The sequence below is a fragment of the Enterobacter cloacae complex sp. 382A5 genome (assembly GCF_050031095.1).
In the GTDB taxonomy this organism is placed as follows: domain Bacteria; phylum Pseudomonadota; class Gammaproteobacteria; order Enterobacterales; family Enterobacteriaceae; genus Enterobacter; species Enterobacter cloacae.
Map to the genome: position 1 here is coordinate 549,572 of NZ_JBLGVK010000001.1, position 23,077 is coordinate 572,648.

Consider the following 23,077-nt stretch of genomic DNA (forward strand, 5'->3'; position numbering starts at 1 on the left):
AAGTTTAAAAAGGAACGGGTATGTGGTCTGATGTTGAATCAAGTGTAGACTATTTGAACTTTGGAGAAGTCTCAAGTTTGGCTGTGGATATTTTAAAGTCAAATAATATGCTTCCAGTGTCTATTGGGATCTTTGGAAACTGGGGGGCAGGCAAGTCATCATTATTAAAAATAATAGAAAAACAGATCAGTGAAGAAGATGGTGAAGATATTTTAGTCGTAAACTTTGATGCTTGGCTTTATCAAGGTTATGATGATGCTAGAGCTGCTTTATTAGAAGTGATTGCAATAAAATTGAATGAAGCAGCTCAAAGTGATGAAAATATTGTTAAAAGGACATTCAATCTCTTTAATCGCGTAGATAAAGTCAGAGCTTTAGGGCTAACAATTGAAGGCATTGCACTGGCACATGGAATTCCAACTGGTGGGATAGTTTCACGGGGATTAAACGCAATTAAAGATGTCTTTAATAATGGCATCAATGAAGGTAATTATAAAGAGTCTATTGATTCAGGTAAGGAAATAGCCAAGGTTGGATTAATTAGAGAAAAGGAGATAGCTACTCCTCCCCAGCAAATAAATTTATTTAGAGAAGAATATAGTAGTATACTTAAAGACTTAAATAAAAATCTGATTGTATTTATAGACAATTTAGACCGCTGTTTACCTCAAAATGCCATTCAAACTCTTGAAGCTATAAGGCTATTTTTATTCCTTCCAAAAACAGCTTTTGTGATTGCTGCTGATGAAGATATGATTCGAACTTCGGTTTCTGAATACTTTAAAGGTACATCTGCAAGACACCATATTGATTATTTGGATAAACTTATTCAGGTACCTATAAGAGTGCCGAGAACAGGTCTTCTGGAGATTAGATCATATCTTTTTTTACTCCATGCAGTAAATGCAGGAATAGAGGAAGATTTAATTGAAGATCTACGACTGGCTTTAGAGAAATCTTTACAAGAGTCATGGCATGAAGATCCGATGAAGAAAGAAGATGCTCTTAAGGTTCTAAAATGTGAAGGAAACATAGAGTTAGCTATTGCTTTTGACCAAGTTGATCGAATCGCACCTATTTTCGCAACATCTCCTATAATCCATGGTAATCCACGTATTGTAAAAAGATTACTCAACATAGTTAAGATGAGATCAAATATTGCTAAGAGAAGAAAGATTTCGCTTGATGAAAATGTTATAACAAAACTTGTTATATTTGAACGTTGTGCTGGCGAGGAAGCCGCAAATGCACTCTATTCCATGATCGATACAAATAAAAATTTCAAAAAGATAATTAGCGAATTAGAACGTAAAAAATTAGATGAACTTCCTGATTCAGTGCCTTCGGTATGGAGGAAAGATGATACAACAAGTGATTTTATTCTTAAATGGCTTGAGCTTGAACCAAAATTAAGTGATAAGGATTTACGTGCGGCCGTATATCTTTCTCGTGAGACTATGCCTGCGGGACATTATGTTCTTGGTCTTTCGCCAAAAGCAAGGGAGGCATTGAATATTTTGGTAGCAACCAAAAGAAAAAGCTCACAAGCGGCTTCTAGAGCTTTGAAAGATATTTCTAACGAAGAATTCATTCCGGTAATGGAAGGGATAATTGAACATCTTAGAAATATAACAGAATGGAGCAGCCAGCCAGATGGTTTTGCTGGAGCCATATTAATCGCTGACAATAATATAGATGCAGCTAAAATACTTAAAAGATTCATCGCTGGTATCAATGAACAACCTCATTGGATGAAAATGCTTATAAAAGACAAAACATGGAATAAATAAAGGGGGCAGAAATGGGTACATCTCAGTCAAGTAAAGGTCCTAAAAATGGAAACGAACTCGTACCACCTTGGGCTGATCAAACAAAAAATGGGACAAACCAAAATCTAAGTGGATTTAGAACTTTATTTGGTAGGTTTGCTCGTAATAGAGATTCTGTCGCATTGAAAGGGGCTTTGTCTCGTTATGCAAGACAAGTAACTGGAGGTTCTGAATCAGCTAATGCTCGTTTAGGAAATATTATAGGCGCTGGTGGGGGATTATTTGAATTATTGAATGAAGGTATTACCAATGATTCTGGTCTGAAGCCACTGGTAGATCTTGATAGTCTTAAAGGACTACCCTGCGAAGATGTGATTGCTAAAATATCACATTCATTGTCTGATGGTAGTGAAGATGCAGACAAAATACAAACTGCCATGAATGATGCGTTAGTTGAAGCATTGAACGGTAAATCCACCTTTGACCCATCCGATATAACAGACGATGTGATTATTGAGACAATGATTTGTTATTTGACTGACAGTATTTTTTTGCAGATTACTATGGATGCCGGTAAAGCATGGAATAATGCTCAAAATGCAAAAGAATTACAGGTGGCTGAAAATTCTTTGCATGAGTTGATTAGTGCGACTGTAGATAATATCATGGAGCCCAAATTAAGTAAAAATATAAGATCTTTTTCAAAAACTGATTTTATAATTATCCAAAAGGATGTTATCACAGAAGTTTGGAATGAATGGAAAGGATATGAATAATGAATATTTATGTTGAATATGATCATGCAAAATTACCATTGGCGGATGAAAAAACTGTTTCTGTGCAGATTTATTCGCGTGATGGTGTAGTTATTAAAAATGGCATTAAGCCTAGAGATGATATTGCAACTATAGGTAAGCCAATATTTGATGCTATAAAAAGACTGGGAGTAAGTATATCAGATGAAGTTATGGACTTTTTAACTATCTCTCTTGCAGTAACTGCTGCCGATACATTTATTATAAGAGATAATTGTTTTGATGGCTGGACAAGAAATATAAATCTATTTGTTTCATTAAATAACCCAGCAATTTGGAAAAAAAACAAACCACTTTTAGAAAAAACTTTACAATTTTTGAGTGGTGATGTATGGAATTTCAATTTTAAAGGTGATGGTCCTAAGCCACCGCAACCATTCAAAGCTGTTAATGGACGAAAATTGATTAATTTAGAGGGGTTAGATTGTGTGTCATTATTTTCTGGAGGTCTTGACAGTGCTATAGGTGTTATAGATTTTTTATCTTCGGGAAGAAAACCTTTGCTAATCAGCCATTCGTATAAAGGGGATAAAACTAAACAAGATCAAATAGCCCATAAAATTCGTGAGAAGGGCACCTTTTCAAGACTTCGTTCAAGTGCCAACCCTATTGGCAGGGGGATGACAAGAGACATTACTATGAGAACGCGAAGTTTAAACTTCTTAGCGTTTGCACTTGTAGGTGCATGTGCGGTAAAACAGATTAATAATCATAAGGATCTATCAATATTTGTTCCTGAAAATGGTTTTATCTCTTTGAATGCACCATTAACGCATCGGAGAGTTGGCTCGCTTAGTACCCGGACAACACATCCGTATTTTATTGAAATGATTCAAGAACTTTTTAATAATCTTGGCTTCGGTGTAAGATTGATTAACCCTTATCAATTCATGACCAAGGGGCAAATGGTGAGTAATTGTAAAGATTCTAAGATGCTTTCTGAAATTGTGGATCTAACCGTTTCATGTAGTCATTGGAAAAGGAAAAATCAACAGTGTGGATATTGTGTTCCATGTATGATTAGAAGAGCAGCTTTAATGAAAGGTACTCTAAAAGAATCTATAAGTTATCATCATGCCTTATATCCAACCCTACGTGATTTTGTTAAAAACAAACAAGATGGTCGTGATGATGTTATCGCAGTATCAGTAGCCTTAGATAAATCTAAAAAAATAAATTTAAAATCATGGGTATTAAAGTCGGGAAAGCTTAAATTTGAGGATCTTGATAAGTATGAACAAGTGTTTTCAGATGGCTTACTTGAAGTTGAAGATTTCTTGAAAAAGGAAAAGGTGATTTGAAGCTTGATATGCACTGTCATTTGGATCTTTATAAAGATCCAAATGATATTATCCAAAAGTGTACAGAGAAAGGACTTTATGTCCTTTCTATTACAACTACACCTAATGCCTATATTGGCACTCATCGACTGTCTGCTAACAACAGTAGAATCAGAACGGCATTAGGTCTCCATCCTGAACTAGCCCATCTAAGATACCATGAGTTAGATATTTTCGATATTTTACTCCCACAAGCTAAATATGTTGGAGAAATCGGACTTGATGGTGGGAAAGATTATAAAGAGCATTCGAAAGTACAGCTTAAAGTATTTAAACATATACTTAAAAAGGTACATAACCAAGGTGGCAGGATTATGTCAATACATTCAAGGGGTAGTGCTGAAGAGGTTGTTGAGCAACTTAAAGGAATTGATGGGATTCCTGTATTTCATTGGTTTACGGGTTCAGAATCTGAATTAAGGAGCGCTATTGATATTGGTGCATGGTTCTCTGTTGGCCCGGCGATGTTAAACTCTATTAAAGGACGACGGATATTACAATTGATACCTAAAGATAGATTATTAACTGAAACTGATGGGCCATTCTCAAAATACGCTGGCAAACAGCTATTTCCTTGGGATGTAGATATAGCCATTGAGGGGATTTCGAAAATATGGGGATGCAACTCAGAGTATGTAGAATATAAAATAGAAGAAAACTTCAGGAAAATTCTTCAGTTATGATGTTTTACATAAAATGTTTTTCATATATCTAAGTATCCATAATTAAATAACCATAAATAGCAATATGGTTATTTAAATACTCACACTTTCGAAAATTATTGTTGAGACATCAAAAGGATGTAAGTTTTTATTTGAAATCAAATTTAAAACTAATATTATAAAAAATTGTTGTGTATAAATATATAATCCTTAGGGTTTTATTTAACAGAGGTAAAGATATTTTAGGTAACTTAAATAGAACTTTTGAGAATTTAACTGTTTTGTAAAGCCATTAAATAAGTGAGGAGATAAAATATCACACATGATGTAAATAGTTTAATTGATTTGATTATTTAGGATTTAATGATCTTTCGCTCATTGATTATATTATTTGGCTTTTTATATTCGTCTATCTAAACTATTTTTCAAGTGCATTGACTATGATCGGAATAGATTTTACACCACCAATTCGAAATGACTAATACAGTCTGTTCGATTATCACCAATAGGACTGATGGTATCAATATAGGTATCATGTACAATGTAATAATTTTTTATCTCTTAAGATCATAAGGATAGTTGCGATGTTCGAGTCCGGCCTTCGTACTCATCCTCTAAACACCTCCCTACGATGCCACTCCACAAACCCCTCCCTTGGATAATTCCCTTTTACCATCGGCAGCGCAATTTGCTTCCCTGCAAAATCCCAGAACAGCCGCCCAACAATCCCGCCCCCATTCACCGCCTCAGACACCAGCACCCGCATACTTTCATCTAGCCCAATCGATCCCTTGTCAAACGCCCTATGATGAATCGCACACAGCGCCAGTCCGTTGGGGATCTCACACGGTCCGCCAAACTGCTTCCACTTGATATGCGCGGCTTCGAGTCCAACGGAGGCGTTATCATGTCGCATGTTGAATCCGCAGATGGCACATTCATAGTTATACGCACGCAACACCTGCTGGCGGAACAGCGGATCGCGAACCTTACGGATCTGCTTAATATCAAAACCCATCTCATCCGCGATCTCTTCCTGGATGCTTTCCGGAAAGTGCGCTTCAAGGATCTGCTGCGCCAGCGAGCCGATCAGGTTTTTGTTCTTGCTCAGCAGCGCAAAGTGTTCTTCATCAAACCCGCCTGCGACGTTATGTTCCACAAGTTCTTTAACAGGCGGTTGCTTACTGCCAGTGGTCGAACAGAACTCAGTATTCTTCAGATCCCAAAATCCATCCCCTTTGAGCCGCCAGAAAGGCATATTCGGGTAATGCGCCTTCCTCTGTGGGCCAAAGTGTTCTAACAGGCTAAGCAGCTGCTCGTGGACCTCGGTTCCATAATCAAACAGTCGCGCATGCCCCTGCTGATAGTTCGCCAGCACATACAGAAGCAATAATGGCTTATGCGGCGCACGCTGTTCGCCTTTGCGCCAGATGGTGATGTCGGCAATTGCCTGTTCGAGAGTTTTGCGGGAAGCCATCGCGTTACGGAAGAAGGTAAATAATTGCGATGATGCTCGCAAAACTCAGACCAATCAACCCACAATCAACAAAAACATGAGCTTACCGCACACAACCCTATTTCCTGAATCCCCCTCGCAAATTCCAAATTTACCCCACACCAAACCGCTGTATTTATATTCAGCACGGTATAATAGCCACCAGAAATTACGCCGAACGGCAAAGGAAATATTGAAGAATATTTAAAGAAGAATTCGCGATATGAAGGTGCTGCAACACCCCCATACCGCTAACCACTACCAACTACTGAGGAGTTGAAAATGGCTGCGACGAATTTTAAGCCAGAGTTTACTGTTTGCAAAACAGAATCAGACGCTTTCACCGGCATGATTGAAAACCGCGAGCTGGTACGCAAAAACAGTGCCCGCCGCCTTCACGGCAACCCGCCCAACGCGGCACCCGTTCATCCCCGCGCGGAAACGCCGCAGGACAGTGCAGCCTGCTGCGAACTGTATGCACGCATAGACATGAAATACCTTCTTTTGGGCGGCGACTGGTTAACCCGTGCAGGCTTTATCAACGGCATGCCCGTGAAAATCCGCGCCATGAAAGACTGCATTGTGATTACACCGCAGCATACAAGAGAATTATGGGGATGCCTGGAAGGTATGAGCGTGGTGAATATAAATAAGCAGAAAGTCGCGCAATGGTTGAAGACGTTTCCGGGAGCGCTGAATGATACAGGCGATATACCGGCTGTTAAGCGTGGAACAGGGCAGGCGATGTCGGAGTAACCGTGCTTCCCACCTCATGTAATACTTGAAGCAATAAAACGATACGGGCATATTATCCCATGCCCGTAATCTTCAGAAATCACTCGTGCTTTACCTGCTCTTTCACAGCCTTAACCAGCACAGCGTGAAGTTCGCCAACGGTTAAATCGCGTATCACAGGTTCGGGTATGCCACGCACCCAGCGGATAAATCGACAGATGCCAAAAAAATCTATGCCTTCACCCGTAAACAGATACTCGTTCTCAGCAAGAGCGAACGTTTTCATATAGCCGTCTTCTTCCGTGGCTAACTGAACGCCAAAAGCTTCTTCGCAGTCTTCCAGTAGGTCTTCGCCATCGATACCGCAAATATGCAAATCGGCCTCAATCCAGGTGTTGCTATCAATAGGTTTACGATGTACCCCAGAGGACTCACGTACGACCTCAATAACTTGTGCGAGAGTAGGTTCCATTTACAAAAAATTCCGTATTCGTTAGATTCAATTGGCTATCCGGAACTTAACAATCACCCGCTATTAGATAAGGTGTGAAGTAGAGTACTGGTCCAGAAAGCGTAGTTATCTTTGCTATGGTTTGAAACCGGGTGCCCTAGTGGTCTTAGGCGGAACACATCCTCCCAGGTGACCAAAAGTGCTGTGGACCCATTCGCGAGGCATATGCTGGTGAAGAGGGGTTGGACGAACGTTTGGAAAGTTGCATTTGGAATTCTCCCTTTTGCGAATTTTAAGGTTTATCTCAACAGGGGCTTGTGCTTCTCTTAAAAACTTAAATTGATGCCTTCTATCTCCATGTTCAGGTGCTTGTTCACAGAGCCCGAATGCCCCTTTGGACATGTTTTTCTTGAAATAAATCCTGCATCTGCTAATTCGATATGACTTTTCCCAAAATATTCAATCATTGCCTCAATGTTTATAGTTGCATTTATAGTTCAATTCTATGGTTTAATAGTAAATCAGCTCATTCGTTCCGTGCATTTGAACCACGAATTACCGACCAGATGAGTCTCCTTAAACTCTGTCGAGATGAAAAAAGGGGGCATGGATATTTAGTTTTGTTAAATCTTCCCTCCTGAAATCTGAAAAGTTAAATCTTCTGAGTAGAATGATCTTCCTATGAGTTTTTCTAAGAGATATGCCTGATTTTTGTTTATATTATAAACACCGATGCCATAGGAGAAGTCGGCTTTATCTTCATCTGAAATACCCATAATGTCATACAGCGCAGCTACATTTTGTTGAGAGATTATGATTTCATAAAGAAAAAGTTCATCTTTTTTACTGTATACATCTATAGAGTAAACGATCATTGTTTTAATCCTAAAGAATCACTCAGACTTGAAGCAAGGTTTACCACGACGCTGACGCCACTCTTTTACTTCCTGGACAACGCCTTCTGGGCTATCATCTTTTCCATCTTCGGGATAAAAAATAAGATCTGCACCAGAGGGATGCTCTGCAAGCCGTTCGAACTCTCTAACCTGACAATTACCATCTTCCTCTGTTTCACAATCGGCAGGGCATATTTTTTGTACTAAAGATAGAAATTCACTTTGAGTATAATCGCTTAATTTCTTCATACTTTCATCTTATTAAATTTTTTGCATACAATCCGCGCCCGAAAGCGCGGTATTGTTATTGGTTGTTATTCCTTAAATCCGGGTTTTCCATTTTCTCTGCGCCATTCCTTCACTTCTCTAACAATACCTTCCGGACTGTAATCTTTACCTTTCTCTGGATAAAAAATAACATCAGATCCATTAGGATGTTCAGAAAGACGTTCAAACTCTAAAACCAATAAACTTCCTTCTTCTTCTGTATCACTTGCGGCAGTACATATTTTTCTTACTAAGTCTAAAAATTCTTTTTCAGTATAATCGCTGATGGTTTTCATCCTAATTTCCTCGATGTATATCAATATGATGTTTAGGAGTTGTTATGCTCATATTATCTAGATCATATACAGCACCACCCTGACTTATAGGATTAATGTGATGTATCTCATACCGATTCCTTTTACCGACTTTATCTATTGCTGGGGTAAAAGGAGAAGCTCCGCTCTGAATATTTGATTGATTGTTAATGTTAAATTGCTCCAGCAGTACCGGATCCCTCGACACCTCCAGCCAAAACGCCTTACGAAACTGGTCAAAGTCCGTAAATGTCTGCCCACGTAACCGATCCGCTATCTGGCTCGGAATGGGAGACCCATTACCCGCATTCGCATCAGATAACCAAATGCCGCTAATTTTCTGCCCCTTGCCTGTGACCTGTCCGGGATTGTGGCGGATATAGACATAAATCGGCGGCACCCCGCCCACCGGCAGAATCAGAATATAATCCGCAAACGTCTTCTCTTCCGGTGTCGGGCTGGTCGTTGCACCAATCCCCGTATCCTCCGGCAGCGGATCAACCACAACCGGGGTCGGTATCCGTACCGGGTTGTGATTGCCCGTATCCCACGGCTTACTCTCTCCGGTGCGGTCCGGTGTCCAGATGAGGGTGATGCCAGGGTCTTCTTCGGTGGTAAAGGTATACGCCTTGCGTCGGCTATCCCACTCCATCCTGCGAACGCGCACGCTGTCCTTGCCGGGCGGCGTATGCCAGCCTCGCGGTGTCGGGTTGCCGCTGGCGTCGTTCTCCCAGGTGAAGCGAACGCGGGTAGGGGCTTCCCGCATCTGCTCGGCGCGCATCCTGTCGATAAAATCCTGCTCGCCATCGTTCAGCTTGCCGGGATACATTCCTATCAGCAGCCCTGCGACAGGGGCACCAAGGCCTCCCGTGGCCATCTCGCCAAGTGTGGCGCCGCGAACTGCCCATGTGCCGGAAGTGACTGTGCGTCCGCTAACCAGTGCGAGTTCGCTGGCATCGGCTATCGCGTTCCGCGCGGTCCAGGCCCTTTCTTCGGCTGCAACTGCAGCCTGATAGTCCATCTCCTCGTGATGCCCATTCCACCAGAGATAAAGCGCGCTGCGTTGCTTTGGTTTTGGGATCGCCTTACGCTTTGCCGCCTGGGCGTGTTGCGGGGCATTGTTGGGTATGGCCTGGTAAAACGCCATCTCAGCGAAGTTGGTGTGCGGCTCACTTCCGGTGCCTGCATCGTTACAGCCTTCACCGCGCAGGCACGATTTCGCAAAGACCCGGTTGCGATCGCGTTCTTCTGCCTGTCGCTGCGCTTCGGCCTCTTGCTCTTTTCGGCGTGCTGCGAGCATGGCCTGATGCTTTTCCTGTGCGATCTGTTCAGGAGAGGGACCGGAGCCGAGCCACTCTCCCGATGGGGCGATCACGCGGTTAGTTCCGTGCGGGCAGCCACAAATGACGACAGAACCATCGACGGCTGAGGTTTGTCCCATCCAGTTAACCCGAGGTTCGCCGTCTGCAACAACGCCCTGCTTGCCGCATTTAGGGCATGCCGTAGTTTTATCGCCAACGCGGATAACGCCGCGCCCGTGCTCGGTGCAGTTGGGCAGGGTGCTACAACATATTGCGCCGGTGGTCGTTCTGTCGCCGTGCAGCGCCTGACCGCGGCCGTAGTTCGTGGAACGGTAGCCCATGGCCTATTCTCCGGGCCAGGTTAAAAAATCCTCTTGAGGTGGAATACCTTCGCGGGTGACCAGATAAGTACTGCCGAGCGGTGTGCTGATAATCTCGTCATCGTTATCAAGCAGGCTGCCGACCAGCGCAACGCCGTATCCTTTCCACGTAAACGCGGTTCCTGATGAAGTCATAATCGTGGCGAGCGTACCATCCGGATAGGCCACACAATCCCCTTCGACAATCACGCTGGTGTAACTCCCATCGTCCATGAGCATTGTGGCTTCACGATCGACGGGAAGTACCATGCCGCCCATTCGGGTCTGGCTGCCAGCCGTGGCAATCCGCCAGATGGCGGTGACGGGATGTAGTCGATGAAAGGCTTCCTGTTCAGCAATGATGGCGCGCGCCTTCTCAGGCATGGCGGCCAGTTGTTCATCGGAAAAAGGCGAACGATCTATTTCCGCTTTCAACTCAGCGGTAAATTCATTGGTATAAAGCTGCATGACAATTCCTTGTAGGGGCAGAAGAGTAAATGCAGCAATGCTAGGCTTTAGCCTGTAAGGCGAATATACATAAAGTGGTTAATAAGTCGGGCTAAAATCCGAAATAAATATCCAGATTGATATTGGTCATCTTTTAAAGAAGGGATAGTAATGGTTCCTGTTAATTATAATTGTAATATTCGCTGAATTGCCGATAAATAATATTATGCAGCGCATGTATTGTTTGAATACATACGCTGCATGACGTTATTTCAAAACACCGGCACCCCCAGCCCAACCTTCACCTCCCTCAACGTCTCCTGCGTCACCCCCTGCGCCCGTTCCGTCCCGCGCTTCAGCATCGCCATCAGTTCCCCCTTATCCCGCATATACATCGCCCTCCGCTCCCGCATCGGCGCAATCAGCTCCTGCAAACACGCCTCCAGCTCGTTCTTACAAACCCGGTCGCCCAGCCCGCCCGCCTGATAGTGCGCCTTCATCGCCGCCACTTTGGCTTTGTCCGGATGAAACGCATCGAGGTACGTAAACACCACGTTCCCCTCAATCTGCCCCGGGTCGCTCACCTTCAGGTGGTTCGGGTCGGTGTACATGGCGCTGACCGCGCGATGGATGGTCTCTTCGCTGGCAGAAAGGTGCAGCGTGTTGCCCAGCGATTTCGACATCTTGGCGCTGCCGTCGATGCCGGGCAGGCGGCTGGTGTCGCTCAGCATCGCCTTGCAGTGGCGCAGCACCGGGGCGGGCAGCAGGCTGTTCATCTTGTGCACAATCTCGTTGGTCTGCTCAATCATCGGCAGCTGGTCGTCGCCGACGGGCACGCACTCGGCCTTAAACGCGGTGATGTCCGCCGCCTGGCTGATGGGGTAGGCCATAAACCCGACCGGCAGCGAGCGGGCGAAGCCTTTCTGCACAATCTCGTTTTTCACCGTCGGGTTACGCTCCACGCGGGCGACGGTGACGATGTTCATATACAGCATCGTCAGCTCGGCGAGGGCGGGCAGGGCGGACTGCAGGCAGATAGTGGTCAGGTTCGGGTCGATGCCGGCGGCGAGATAGTCGGCCAGCACTTCGGGAATGTTGTCGCGAATTTTCTGCGGGTTGCTGCCGTTGTCGGTCAGCCCCTGCAGGTCGGCAATCAGCACAAACTGGTTGTGCGTCTGCTGCAACACCACGCGCTGGCGCAGCGATCCGACGAAGTGGCCAAGGTGCAGCGGGCCGGTTGGGCGGTCGCCGGTGAGGATGGTTGGTGCGTTCATAAAGACTCCTTAACGTTGTAATGCCGAAAGGGGTCTGATATGTGAGAAAGCCGCCTTTCGGCGGCTATCTGAAAATGTGGAAAACTACTCCGTGCCGCCTTTAAGAAGGCAGCCACCAGCGGTTTACGGTGAGCACGGCGTGGTTTATGTTCATGCTTTTACCGTATCACGTCCGGCGCAAAAAACAAAAGGGCACGTCATGCTGCAATCACTCAACCACCTGACCCTCGCGGTCAGCGACCTGCAAAAAAGCGTCACCTTCTGGCACGAGCTGCTGGGGTTAGCGCTGCATGCCCGCTGGAATACCGGGGCCTACCTCACCTGCGGCGACCTGTGGGTCTGCCTGTCGTACGACGAGGCGCGCAGGAACGTGCCGCCGCAGGAGAGCGACTACACCCACTACGCGTTTACCGTCGCGGAAGAAGATTTTGAACCGTTCTCGCACAGGCTCGAGCAGGCGGGCGTCACCGTCTGGAAGCAGAACAAAAGCGAGGGGGCGTCGTTCTATTTTCTCGACCCGGACGGGCACAAGCTGGAGCTGCACGTGGGCAGCCTCGCCGCGCGGCTGGCGGCGTGTCGCGAGAAGCCCTATGCGGGCATGGTGTTTACCTCAGACGGGGCTTGAGGCGCGTACCTTCAGCCTGCCCGCCAGCGTTACGTGCGTGGCGGCATCTTCCTGATTACACAGGTACTCCACCGCCAGCCGTCCCAGCTCGCTGTAGGGCAGCTGGATACTGGTCAGCGGCGGGGTGAGCTGCTCGGAGATCTTCTGGTCGTCGTAGCCCGCCAGCAGCATGTCCTGGGGGATGCGCACGCCGTTCACCGCCAGCGCCTGATAGCAGCCAATCGCCAGCCAGTCGCTGGCGCAGAAGATGGCATCCGGGCGCTCGGCCAGTTCCAGCAGGGAAGCCGTCGCGGTAAAAGACTCGCTGAACTGCCAGTTGGTCTGGCGTACCAGGCCGTCGTCGCACGCGAGTCCGGCCTGCTGCAGCGCCGCCTGGTAGCCCGCCAGACGCTGGCGGGAGGCCTCCATCCAGCTCTCGCCGGTGATGTGGGCGATGCGCGTGGCCCCGCAGGCGATGAGATGTTTCGTCACCTGGAAGGCGTTGGCGTAGTCGTCCGGGATAAACGACGGCAGCAGCGGCGAGCCGGGGTCGCGCTGGTTGAGCAGCACCAGCGGGATGCGGGTGCAGTCCTGGAATGCCGTCATGTCCACCAGCGTGGTGACCGGGGAGGCGAGAATAATCCCGATGCAGTTGCGCTTCTCCAGCTGGCGGATGATGTTCAGCGCCAGCTCGATGTCGTCGCCGTAGTCGTAGACGGTGAGCAGGGTCTCGTTGCGCCACGCCGCTTCCCGCGCCTGGCTGATGGCGTCGATAAACGGGTCGAAGCTCTGCATGGAGCTCACCAGCAGGGCGATCTCTTCCTGGTTGCGCGGCGCGTGAACGGCGGGGAGGCGGTCGTAGCCGAGCTCAGTGGCCACGTTAATCACCCGCTGGCGGGTGTCGTCGCTGAGCTTGATGTTGCGGGACTGGTTAAGCACCAGTGATACCGTCGCCTGCGACACCCCTGCCGCCCGCGCGATATCGTTCATCGTCACTTTCGTTTTTCGCTTCATCCGTCCTCTCCCTTTCGCGATTTCGCATCATACCCTAACCGCACGCTTTAGCGCCGTCGATCACGTTTCTCATTCATCGAAGCGTGAACTTTGTGAGGGCCGTCGCTTTTCTAAACGCCGTGATTTGCGCATTTATCCCGCGGCTAATATTTATTAGCTAAATATTATCAGTAAGAGGACGCGTAATGAAAGAGCAGTGGAGCAGGGAGCAGGCACAGGCGTGGTATCAGCAGAAAGGCTGGCTGTGCGGGTTTAATTACCTGCCGTCGACGGCGGTGAACTGGACCGATATCTGGCAGGAAGAGACCTTCGATGCCGCCACCATCGATCGCGAGCTGGGCTGGGCGGCGGAGGCGGGTTATAACACCCTGCGCATTAATCTGCCGTTTATCGTCTGGGAGCACGACCGCGACGGGCTGATGGCGCGCATCGACCGCTTTTTGACGATTGCCGACAGTCGCGGCTTCAGCACCATGCTGACCCTGATGGATGACTGCGGCTTCTCCGGCGACGAGCCGTACCTCGGCCCGCAAAAGCCGCCGGTACCGGGCAAGCACAACAGCCAGGCGGCGGCGAGCCCGGGGCGCGACAAGGTGTGCGATCCCGACTGCTGGCCGCAGATTGAGCGCTATATCCGCGACGTTGTCCGCCAGTTCCGCGACGATAAGCGCGTGCTGCTGTGGGATCTCTATAACGAGCCGGGCAACCGCGGCATTTTCGCGACGGGCACGCAGGAGGTGCAGTACGACGCGAAGCTGGAGACCTGCGCGCACGAGTTGATGAAGCTGGCGTTCCAGTGGGTGCGTGAAGAAGACCCGACCCAGCCGCTCACCGTCTGCGCGTGGCGTCTGCCGCCGGAAGAGGAGGGCGAGACGTTCTTCCAGCATCCGCTGGACCAGACCGCACTGGCACTCTCGGACGTGGTGAGCTTCCACGCCTACACCCACAGTGGCCGCATGACGGCGATTATTCAGCAGCTGCAACAGCTTGGTCGGCCGCTGTTCTGCACCGAATGGCTGGCGCGCCACGTGGGCAGCACCATCGAGGAGCAGCTACCGCTGATGTACGCGGCGAAGGTCGCACCGTATCAGTGGGGGCTGGTGCGCGGCAAAACCCAGACGTGGCTGCCGTGGCCGGTGGTGATGAAGGAGTCCACGGACTACTGCCGCCTCTGGTTCCACGACGTGTTCGAGGAGAACGGCATTCCGTTCTCACGCCGTGAAATCGCCCTGATGCAGCAATTGCGCAAGATAGCCCCGAAAGTCCAGGGCTAATAATATCGACCCGGCGGCCGACCGCCGGGCAACCAGGCAGGCATATAACAATGGCAATGACAATGAAAATACCGTCTCGCGAGTTGTGGTCTTATTTTGGCTATGGTTTAGGTCAGTGTTTTAGCTTTGGTTTAGTAGGTTCGTTTATTAACTATTTTTACACCGACGTGCTGGGGATCTCGGCGCTGGCGGCGAGTACCATCTTCCTGATTGCCCGCGCGTGGGACGCGGTTCACGATCCGCTGTTTGCCAGCATTATGGACACCATTAACAGCCGGTTCGGCAAGTTTCGCCACTTTTTGCTGATTGCGCCTTTGCTGATCACCGGCGTCACGCTGCTGTCGTTCTATAAAATCGAAGCAGACATGACCACCAAAATCCTCTACGCCGGGGTGACGTATATCCTGTGGGGGACGTTGTACGCCATCTCCGATATCCCGTTCTGGTCGATGTCGTCGGTGATGACCAACGACTCCGCCCAGCGCACCCGCGCGGTGACGGCGGCGATGCTCGGGGTGAACGCGGGGATTGCCTGCGCCAACATCTTCTTCCCGAAGCTGGCGGCGTTCTTCGCCCAGTACAGCAATGATAAAGGCTACTTTATGGCGGCGCTGGTGATGATGCTGGTGGGCCTGCCGCTGATGCTCAACGGCTTTATGCAGATCAAAGAGCGCGTGCCGCCGAGCCCGGAAAAGGTGACCATCCGCGACACCTTCCACAACCTGCGCCAGAACAAGCCGCTGTTTATTGTCCTGCTGTCGTTCTTTTTCTGCGTGTTCCACAACGTGGCGGGCGGGCTGTATATCTACTTCTTTATCAATAATCTGGGCGACGGCAGCCTGCAGATGGCGATTGGCGTGATGGGGATTGTGGCGGCGGTGCTGTGCCTGGTCGCCCCGATGCTGACGCGCCGGATGCAGAAGCGGAAGCTGTTTATGATCCTCTGCGGGCTGGACGTGGCGGTGCGCGTGGTGATGTGGTTCATCGGCTATCAGCAAGTGACGATGCTGTTCATTCTGCTCGGCCTGAGCACGCTGTTCGTGATGATGACCAACATCCTCACCTCGTCGATGATTGCCGACACCATTGAGTACGCGGAGTACCACACTAACAAGCGCTGCGCGGCGATCACCTTCTCCGGACAGACCTTTACCGGCAAGATGTCGGTGGCGGTGGGCGGTGGGCTCATCGGCGTGTTTCTGACGATGATCGGTTACGTGCCGCAGGCGCAACTTCAGAGCGAAGGCGTGCTGTCGGGGCTGTTCTTCGGGATTTGTTTGTTACCGGCGATTGGTTCGTTGATCCGCATGGGCTTTATGTCGCGCTTTACCTTTACCGAGGAGAAGCATGCGGAGATTTGTCGGCTGCTGGCGGAGCGGAACGCGTCTGCGAAAGCGCCGGGTGGCGGCTGCGCCTTACCCGGCCTACAGGACCAGCCCTTGTAGGCCTGATAAGCGAAGCGCCATCAGGCTTCGCGTAATGACTTACAGCGACTTCACAAACACCAGCAGATCTTCGTTGAGCTGGTCCTGGTGGGTCAGTGCGAAGCCGTGCGGCGCGTTGTCGTACACCTTCAGCGTGGCGTTTTTGATCATCTCTGCCGCCAGCTTGCCGGTGCTTTCAAACGGCACGATCTGGTCGTTGCTGCCGTGGAGCACCAGCGTCGGCACGTCGAATTTGGCCATAACGCGGTGAGCCCGGGCAGAAGCATGATCCTCCGCTTACGGTGAATTGATTAAGTAGCGCCCGCGCTGCGGGCGTTTCTTAAAAAGCTACTTGATATCATGAAGCAACTTTAATAAAAGGCTATCACCGGTAGATTTAATTTTCTGAAAATAAACAGGTTCAGCTATAGGCGAATCCCATTGGTGTATCTCATCCTTCTTAAACGGGATACATTTCATAGCGGTGTTTTTTAACCGTTTTATGCGAAGGTCATATTCGTCAAAGTTGTCTGGCGTAGTTTTCAGGCTCAGCGATCTGGCATGATTGATTTGCGTAGGGCAAATAAGCTGAATGTTTCCAAGCGAGAAAATGTTTACGCCGGTGATAAAGAATCTCGAAGGGATATCTTTATAGTAACGTGTGTTCCATGTTAAACCATCAAACATCGCTGGCGGGTGAGTTTGAGTATCTATGTAATATTGATGTGTGCGCCAGTCGCTAATGCCGGAAAGGTTCATGGTCATGTTAATGATCATATTGGGGGTGGGGCGGAAAATCATTGTCAGGACAAGCATGCTGACAGGAATAATGATTAGTGTATAAATGATTATTTGCAATAAATTTTTATTTTTCTTTTCGTTTATCAGGATCATTCCTGGGAAGATACCCACAATAATCATCGCGACCGAGAGTGCAAGGAAAATGATAACCTGTAAGAACGTATTACTTTCTTCGTTAAAATCTAGCTGACCCGCGATAAAAATGAGTGGGAAGATTTGTGTAAAAGCAGGGGCAATCAATAACAGAGGCAGCCAGTTCCTGACGGCGTTTTTCTGAAAATATTTTACATCACGCGTATCATCAACATCCTTATATGATTGAACGTTGAACATAAGCTTGTAGCATAAGCCATACGATGCGGCCAGTATTATTGCTATCGCTAAGGCAAGAACGATAAAACCATTTACATGCAGAAAAAATTGTAAGCAGAACGCTCCGATAAGCACAACGCACATCACAACGCTATTACCAAAACAGACTGAGGTAAAGCTATGTGTCAAACCTTCGTATTTAACAAACTCTTTCTCATGTGCAGTGTAAATTAAGTAAGCAAGGAAAGATGAGATAAAAATGACAAGGCTGAAGCCAAGTAGTGAGACAAGGGTAAACCCAAATATTATTCCTACTGCACTACTCACGCTCAACGCATCATATAAAATATCAAGCCGGTCAATATTCGCAAGATAGAACCATATAACGCTAAATGTACAGGCTGTGACAAATGAAGAGGATGTTAAAATAGCGATGATAAACTTTCGAGTTAGCCGCTTATGAAACTGGATATTCATCTTATGTAGTCTCCCTTCGAAATGAAGGAATACTAGTCACAAGGGAGAGGGAGTTCTACGCTCAAATTTGGTATGTCCGGAAGTGCATCTTCAGGCTGACGCCTTCTGGCGTCAGCCCCGGGAACTTACAGCGACTTCACAAACGCCAGCAGATCTTCGTTGAGCTGGTCCTGGTGGGTCAGCGCGAAGCCGTGCGGCGCGTTATCGTACACCTTCAGCGTGGCGTTTTTGATCATCTCTGCCGCCAGCTTGCCGGTGCTTTCAAACGGCACGATCTGGTCGTTGCTGCCGTGGATCACCAGCGTCGGCACGTCGATTTTCGCCATATCCGGGCGGAAGTCGGTTTCGCCGAACGCGGTCACGCAGTCGATGGTGCTCTTCAGTGACGCCAGCAGGGCGATGTTCAGCGTCTGGGTCAGGGCACCGGCAGAGACGGTCTGCCCGGCATTGATGCCGTAGAACGGGGTGGCGAAGTCGCTGATGAACTGGGCGCGATCTTTACGCAGTCCGTCGCGAATGCCGTCGAACACGCTCTGATCCACACCCTGCGGGAAGGTATCTGATTTACCGAAGATCGGCGTGACCGCGCCCAGCAGCGCCAGACCGGCTACGCGCGCGCTGCCGTAGTTGTTAATGTAGCGGGTCACGTCGCCGCCGCCCATGGAGAAGCCCACCAGCGTCACGTCCTGCAGGTCCAGGGTGGTAATCAGGTCGTTGATGTCGGACGCAAAGGTATCGTAGTCGTAGCCGTTCCACGGCTGATCCGAGCGGCCAAAGCCGCGACGGTCAAAGGCGATGGCGCGGAAACCGCGCTCGGCCAGGTAGTTCAGCTGGCTGTCCCACATGTCGCCGTCCAGCGGCCAGCCGTGGCTGAAGAGAACCGGTTTGCCCGCGCCGCAATCTTTGTAGTAAATCTGCGTGCCGTCTTTTGCCTTAAACGTTGCCATAGTGTGTTCCTGTGCAGGTGATGATTATGGTTATACCGGCGCGACCAGGTAGCGTATTGCCGGTGATGTTGTGCCCTGATGAAAAGCCAGAACGCGGCTCTGCAGCAGGAGGTCATTCATGGTGTGGCGCTCCTGCTGGCGCAGATGCTCAATCCACGAGCCCATCAGGAAGGTCTCGATAAACAGGCCGGGGCGCTCGATATCTTCGTATACCGCCCAGCTCATCGCCCCGGCGCGGCGGCGCACCCGGCGCAGCTCGTGGACCGCCTCGAGGAAGGCCTTCGCGTTGTGCGGGTCGATGATGTACTCGTGCGATACCAGCACTGGGCCGCGCTCGTTCGGCAGGTCAATCTCCACGCCGTCCAGCGGCTGGCCGCTCAGGTCGAGGTTCAGGTCCGGATCTTTGCCCAGCTTCCAGCGGAACACGGTGGCGCTTGCCAGCACCATCCCCAGCGTGGCGACTACCAGCGAGGTCGGGGTGCCGAACCGGGAAGCGATCTGCCCCCAGATGGCGCTGCCCGTGGTCATCGAGCCAAAGAACACCGTCAGGTAAACCGCCAGCGCGCGGGCCTTCACCCAGCGGGCGGCGCTGCGCTGCGCGCCGAGGTTGAGGGTCGACAGCACCGCAATCCACGCGAAGCCGGTGAAAAACTCAAACAGATTCAGCAGCCAGAAGTGGCGTACGAACGCCAGCGCCAGCATGGTGAGAGCAAAGGTCAGGCTGGCGGCCACCATCAGGCGGTCGGCGTTCAGCCGCTGGCGCAGACGGGGCAGCAGGATGGCCCCGGCAATCGCCCCCAGACCAATGCACGCCAGCATCACGCCGTAGCCCGCCGGGCCTAAGCCCAGCTCGCGGCGCGCCACCAGCGGCAGCAGTGCCCAGCCCGCGCTGCCGAAAACGAAGAAGGCCACCGTGCGCACCAGCACGTTGCGCAGCACCGGCGCGGCGTGCACGTAGCGAATCCCGGAGCGCACCGCAGAGAAGAAGTGCTCCGGCGGCAGGCGCTGTATGGACGGGGCCGGACGCCAGCGCCACAGCACCCACGCCACGCCGACCACGGACAGCGCGTTGAGGGCAAACACCATCCACGGCCCGGCGAGCGACATGAGAAAACCGCCCAGCGCGGGGCCAATCGCCCGGCTGATGTTCACCCCGAGCGAGTTGAGCGCCACGGCGGCGCCCAGCTCGGGCTTGCTCACCAGATCGGGCACCACGGCCTGGAACGGCGGCGAGCTCATCGCCGCCCCCACGCTCAGCAGAAACGTCGCCACCAGCAGAACGGTGGGGGTGACGTGTCCGGTGAAGGAGAGCACCGTCAGCCCGGCGGCGGCGATGAACACCCACAGCTGGGAGAAGAGCAGGTATTTACGTCGGTCGACGATGTCCGCCATCACCCCGGACGGCAGGGCGAAGAGGAACATCGGCAGGCTGCTGGCCGCCTGTACCAGCGCGATATCCAGCGGATCGGCGCTCAGGGTCAGCATGCTCCAGTTGATGCCGACGTCGCTCATCCATGAGCCGACGTTAGAGACCACCGTGGCGATCCACAGCATGCGGAACACCGGCTGGCTCAGCGGCTGCCAGGGTGAAACCGTTGGTGCGGGCGTCGTCTCGACGTGTGCGTCGCGAACGTCGTTAACCTGGGTCATGCGAATCTCTCCGTTACCTTACGCTGCAGCCGCCACTGGCCCGGCCCGGTGAGGGCAAGGGTGGTGAAGATAATCAGCAGCAGCCAGCCAAACTGCCCTTCGGCAATCGACCAGTTCGGGTGGACGGCCAGCATCGCCACCAGCAGCACGGCGATAATCGGCAGGCACGCCAGGCGGGTGTAGACGCCCGCAATGATAAACAGCGGGCAAATCACCTCGGCGACAATCGCCGGGATCAGGCTCGCCCAGGGCCCGAAGCCGAACGGATCTTCAATGCGCGTCAGCTCTTCGCTGAAGTGCAGCACCTTCGGCAGGCCGTGCACGTACAGCAACAGCAGGCTGCCGGTCAGACGCAGGAAAAACAGCCCCAGGTCGACCCGGGGCGGAGCAAAGGTGTTTTTCATCAGAATGCAAAGCAGCTGCAGCCCAGCGCCCCCCAGAATGCGTTATCGTCCGACACCGGTATCTCTGACGTGCGCGCAAAATCATGCTGGTGGCTGTGCACCCCGCACGGGCCGCTGCAGTGGTGGACGGCGTTCATACCCACGCGTGTGGCCTGCGGCGGCGCGCTGCGGTAGTGGCCCGGCACCTTCACCACCGGGGACCACTCAGGCAGGACCGGAATGGCAGGCGGGGCCAGCGGGCCAAAGCTGCCTGCGGCGTAGACGATATCGCCGTTGACCACCGTCAGGACGGATTCGATGCCCTTGATCTCCTCTTCCGGCACGCGGAAGTAGTCTTTGCTCAGCACCGCCAGGTCGGCGAGCTGGCCGACTTTGATCTGCCCCTTCTGGTTTTGTTCGCTGGAGAACCACGCGCTGCCCTGGGTCCAGAGCATCAGGGCGGTGTCGCGGTCCAGACGGGCGCTGTGATCGTACATCTGCATCCCGCCGACGGTGCGGCCAGAGACCAGCCAGTAGAGGGCGGTCCACGGGTTATAGCTCGCCACGCGGGTGGCATCGGTGCCTAAGCCCACCGGTACGCCGGTCTCCAGCATTTTTGCCACCGGTGGCGTATGGCGGGTGGCTTCGATGCCGTAACGCTCGGCGAAGTATTCGCCCTGGAAGGCCATGCGGTGCTGGACGGCAATGCCGCCGCCCAGTTCTTTGATGCGGTCGATGTTGGCCTGGGTAACGGTTTCAGCGTGGTCGAAGAACCAGTGCAGGCCGTTGAACGGAATGTCGCGGTTCACCTTCTCGAAGACGTCCAGCATGCGGCTGATGGATTCGTTATAGGTGGCGTGCAGGCGGAACGGCCAGCGGTGCTCCACCAGATGGCGCACCACGCGCTCCAGCTCGTCTTCCATGCCCGGCGCGAGGTCCGGGCGCGGTTCGAGGAAGTCTTCAAAATCGGCGGCGGAGAAGACCAGCATCTCGCCCGCGCCGTTGTGGCGGAAGAAGTCGCTGCCCTGGCCCGGCGTGAGCATGTCGGTCCATTTTTCAAAGTCTTCCAGCTCGTGGCCCGGACGCTGGGTAAACAGGTTATAGGCGATGCGGATGGTCATCTGCTTTTTCTCGTGCAGCTCGGCAATCACCTCGTAATCTTCCGGGTAGTTCTGGAAGCCGCCGCCCGCGTCGATGGCGCTGGTCAGCCCCAGACGGTTCAGCTCGCGCATAAACTGGCGGGTGGAGTTAACCTGCTGCTCCAGCGGCAGCTTCGGCCCTTTGGCCAGCGTGGCGTAGAGGATCATGGCGTTCGGACGGGCGATCAGCATCCCGGTCGGGTTGCCGTTGGCGTCGCGCTGGATCTCGCCGCCCGGCGGGTTTGGCGTGTCTTTGGTGTAGCCGACCACCTTCAGCGCGGCGCGGTTGAGCAGGGCGCGGTCGTAGAGGTGCAGGATAAAGACTGGGGTATCCGGCGCGGCGTCGTTAATTTCATCCAGGGTTGGCATGCGGCGTTCGGCAAACTGGAACTCGCTCCAGCCGCCCACCACGCGCACCCACTGGGGCGATGGCGTGCGCAGGGCTTGTTCTTTCAGCATCCGCAGGGCATCGGCCAGAGACGGCACGCCTTCCCAGCGCAGCTCGAGGTTGTAGTTCAGCCCGCCGCGAATGAGGTGCAGGTGGGAGTCGTTCAGGCCGGGGATGGCGGTGTGGCCTTTTAAATCCACCACTTTAGTGCCGTCGCAGTGGTGTTGCATCACCTCGGCGACGGTACCCACTTCCAGAAATTTTCCGTCGCGCACGGCGACGGCTTCCGCCACAGGATTCTCGCGATCGACGGTGTGAAACTGGCCGTTAACCAGAATGAGATCGGCTTTTCCAAGGGTAACCATAACTGCTCCTGACTGAGAGGGGAATGGTCAGGATTATGGGAACCGGTTTCGGCAAAGATCCAGTTATACAATAGGATAGGTATACCAAAGTATAACTATACCTAAGGTTAACTATACGAAGAGATAATTACGCACAGGCGCAGAAGGCCGCAGGATGGGGGCGACTTTATCGGC

Annotated in this window: 22 protein-coding genes and 2 pseudogenes; 8 read left to right on the top strand and 16 right to left on the bottom strand. The window is 51.2% G+C overall.

The window, feature by feature from the left end:
• Positions 1-20 precede the first annotated feature (20 nt).
• The 4 genes from ACQG2G_RS02605 to qatD are packed head-to-tail and all read left to right on the top strand — an operon-like array spanning position 21 to position 4,607.
• Positions 21-1,790 carry a KAP family P-loop NTPase fold protein gene (locus ACQG2G_RS02605; RefSeq protein WP_061771495.1) on the top strand — a complete coding sequence of 590 codons (1,770 nt, stop codon included), beginning with the start codon at positions 21-23 and terminating at the stop codon, positions 1,788-1,790.
• An 11-nt stretch (positions 1,791-1,801) separates the two neighbouring features.
• Positions 1,802-2,545, top strand: a complete 744-nt coding sequence (locus ACQG2G_RS02610; protein ID WP_061771494.1) for a hypothetical protein — start codon at positions 1,802-1,804, stop codon at positions 2,543-2,545.
• Complete coding sequence (gene qatC, locus ACQG2G_RS02615) at positions 2,545-3,885, top strand: Qat anti-phage system QueC-like protein QatC (RefSeq protein ID WP_061771493.1); 1,341 nt, start codon at positions 2,545-2,547, stop codon at positions 3,883-3,885. The genes ACQG2G_RS02610 and qatC overlap by 1 nt, the downstream gene beginning before the upstream one ends.
• A complete protein-coding gene (gene qatD / locus ACQG2G_RS02620) occupies positions 3,882-4,607 on the top strand; it encodes a Qat anti-phage system TatD family nuclease QatD (RefSeq protein ID WP_080453027.1) in 726 nt (241 codons plus the stop codon). Before qatC ends, qatD begins: the two co-directional genes overlap by 4 nt.
• A 586-nt stretch (positions 4,608-5,193) precedes the next feature.
• On the opposite strand, the gene ACQG2G_RS02625 is transcribed toward qatD, so the two are convergent.
• A complete protein-coding gene (locus ACQG2G_RS02625; protein WP_061771491.1) occupies positions 5,194-6,063 on the bottom strand; it encodes a phosphorothioated DNA-binding restriction endonuclease in 870 nt (289 codons plus the stop codon).
• A 300-nt stretch (positions 6,064-6,363) separates the two neighbouring features.
• Between ACQG2G_RS02625 and ACQG2G_RS02630 the strand changes: the two genes are divergently transcribed.
• Positions 6,364-6,837, top strand: coding sequence for a SymE family type I addiction module toxin (locus tag ACQG2G_RS02630; protein ID WP_080453026.1), 474 nt, complete (start codon positions 6,364-6,366; stop codon positions 6,835-6,837).
• 79 nt (positions 6,838-6,916) lie between these two features.
• Here the strand turns inward: ACQG2G_RS02630 and ACQG2G_RS02635 are convergent, their stop codons facing one another.
• The 8 genes and pseudogenes from ACQG2G_RS02635 to trpS all read right to left on the bottom strand — a co-directional run bounded on the left by ACQG2G_RS02635 (position 6,917) and on the right by trpS (position 12,125).
• Complete coding sequence (locus ACQG2G_RS02635; protein WP_061771490.1) at positions 6,917-7,288, bottom strand: hypothetical protein; 372 nt, start codon at positions 7,286-7,288, stop codon at positions 6,917-6,919.
• Positions 7,289-7,402: 114 nt separating this feature from the next.
• Positions 7,403-7,761: pseudogene (locus ACQG2G_RS02640) on the bottom strand (DUF6392 family protein).
• Between the two features lie 129 nt (positions 7,762-7,890).
• Positions 7,891-8,142, bottom strand: coding sequence for a DUF7683 domain-containing protein (locus ACQG2G_RS02645; protein ID WP_061771489.1), 252 nt, complete (start codon positions 8,140-8,142; stop codon positions 7,891-7,893).
• Between the two features lie 18 nt (positions 8,143-8,160).
• Positions 8,161-8,412, bottom strand: coding sequence for a bacteriocin immunity protein (locus tag ACQG2G_RS02650; protein WP_071829994.1), 252 nt, complete (start codon positions 8,410-8,412; stop codon positions 8,161-8,163).
• A gap of 65 nt (positions 8,413-8,477) precedes the next feature.
• The gene (locus ACQG2G_RS02655) at positions 8,478-8,726 is read right to left on the bottom strand and encodes a bacteriocin immunity protein (protein ID WP_061771488.1); all 249 of its coding nucleotides are present in this window, start codon (positions 8,724-8,726) and stop codon (positions 8,478-8,480) included.
• A gap of 1 nt (position 8,727) precedes the next feature.
• Complete coding sequence (locus tag ACQG2G_RS02660) at positions 8,728-10,386, bottom strand: S-type pyocin domain-containing protein (protein ID WP_061771487.1); 1,659 nt, start codon at positions 10,384-10,386, stop codon at positions 8,728-8,730.
• Positions 10,387-10,389: 3 nt separating this feature from the next.
• Positions 10,390-10,872: a hypothetical protein gene (locus ACQG2G_RS02665; RefSeq protein ID WP_061771486.1), complete on the bottom strand. Its 483-nt coding sequence runs from the start codon at positions 10,870-10,872 to the stop codon at positions 10,390-10,392.
• A 251-nt stretch (positions 10,873-11,123) separates the two neighbouring features.
• Positions 11,124-12,125: a tryptophan--tRNA ligase gene (trpS, locus tag ACQG2G_RS02670; protein ID WP_061771485.1), complete on the bottom strand. Its 1,002-nt coding sequence runs from the start codon at positions 12,123-12,125 to the stop codon at positions 11,124-11,126.
• A gap of 199 nt (positions 12,126-12,324) precedes the next feature.
• Here trpS and fosA point away from each other — a divergent pair, with 199 nt between their 5' ends.
• Entirely contained in the window at positions 12,325-12,750 is a 426-nt protein-coding gene (gene fosA / locus ACQG2G_RS02675) for a FosA/FosA2 family fosfomycin resistance glutathione transferase (protein WP_038981720.1), read from the top strand.
• Here the strand turns inward: fosA and ACQG2G_RS02680 are convergent.
• Positions 12,736-13,743 (bottom strand): LacI family DNA-binding transcriptional regulator, encoded by a 1,008-nt coding sequence (locus ACQG2G_RS02680; RefSeq protein ID WP_047747932.1) that lies wholly within the window; start codon positions 13,741-13,743, stop codon positions 12,736-12,738. The genes fosA and ACQG2G_RS02680 overlap by 15 nt on opposite strands.
• Positions 13,744-13,928: 185 nt before the next feature.
• On the opposite strand from ACQG2G_RS02680, the gene ACQG2G_RS02685 reads away from it, so the two are divergent.
• Together ACQG2G_RS02685 and ACQG2G_RS02690 are read left to right on the top strand one after the other, a co-directional pair.
• Positions 13,929-15,017, top strand: coding sequence for a cellulase family glycosylhydrolase (locus ACQG2G_RS02685; protein ID WP_061772800.1), 1,089 nt, complete (start codon positions 13,929-13,931; stop codon positions 15,015-15,017).
• Between the two features lie 50 nt (positions 15,018-15,067).
• A complete protein-coding gene (locus ACQG2G_RS02690) occupies positions 15,068-16,462 on the top strand; it encodes an MFS transporter (protein WP_061772801.1) in 1,395 nt (464 codons plus the stop codon).
• Positions 16,463-16,501: 39 nt separating this feature from the next.
• Here the strand turns inward: ACQG2G_RS02690 and ACQG2G_RS02695 are convergent.
• The 6 genes and pseudogenes from ACQG2G_RS02695 to ACQG2G_RS02720 form a co-directional block, all read right to left on the bottom strand.
• Positions 16,502-16,714, bottom strand: a pseudogene (locus tag ACQG2G_RS02695) (alpha/beta fold hydrolase); the annotation flags it as partial.
• A gap of 75 nt (positions 16,715-16,789) precedes the next feature.
• Positions 16,790-18,031 carry a hypothetical protein gene (locus ACQG2G_RS02700; RefSeq protein WP_061772802.1) on the bottom strand — a complete coding sequence of 414 codons (1,242 nt, stop codon included), beginning with the start codon at positions 18,029-18,031 and terminating at the stop codon, positions 16,790-16,792.
• Positions 18,032-18,156: 125 nt separating this feature from the next.
• On the bottom strand, positions 18,157-18,978 hold the full coding sequence (locus ACQG2G_RS02705; RefSeq protein ID WP_061772803.1) for an alpha/beta fold hydrolase: 822 nt from the start codon (positions 18,976-18,978) through the stop codon (positions 18,157-18,159).
• Positions 18,979-19,008: 30 nt separating this feature from the next.
• Entirely contained in the window at positions 19,009-20,628 is a 1,620-nt protein-coding gene (locus tag ACQG2G_RS02710; RefSeq protein WP_348595907.1) for an MFS transporter, read from the bottom strand.
• A complete protein-coding gene (locus tag ACQG2G_RS02715; protein ID WP_248766754.1) occupies positions 20,625-21,032 on the bottom strand; it encodes a DoxX family protein in 408 nt (135 codons plus the stop codon). Before ACQG2G_RS02715 ends, ACQG2G_RS02710 begins: the two co-directional genes overlap by 4 nt.
• Positions 21,032-22,903 carry an amidohydrolase gene (locus tag ACQG2G_RS02720; protein WP_094085394.1) on the bottom strand — a complete coding sequence of 624 codons (1,872 nt, stop codon included), beginning with the start codon at positions 22,901-22,903 and terminating at the stop codon, positions 21,032-21,034. Before ACQG2G_RS02720 ends, ACQG2G_RS02715 begins: the two co-directional genes overlap by 1 nt.
• Positions 22,904-23,077 lie beyond the last annotated feature (174 nt).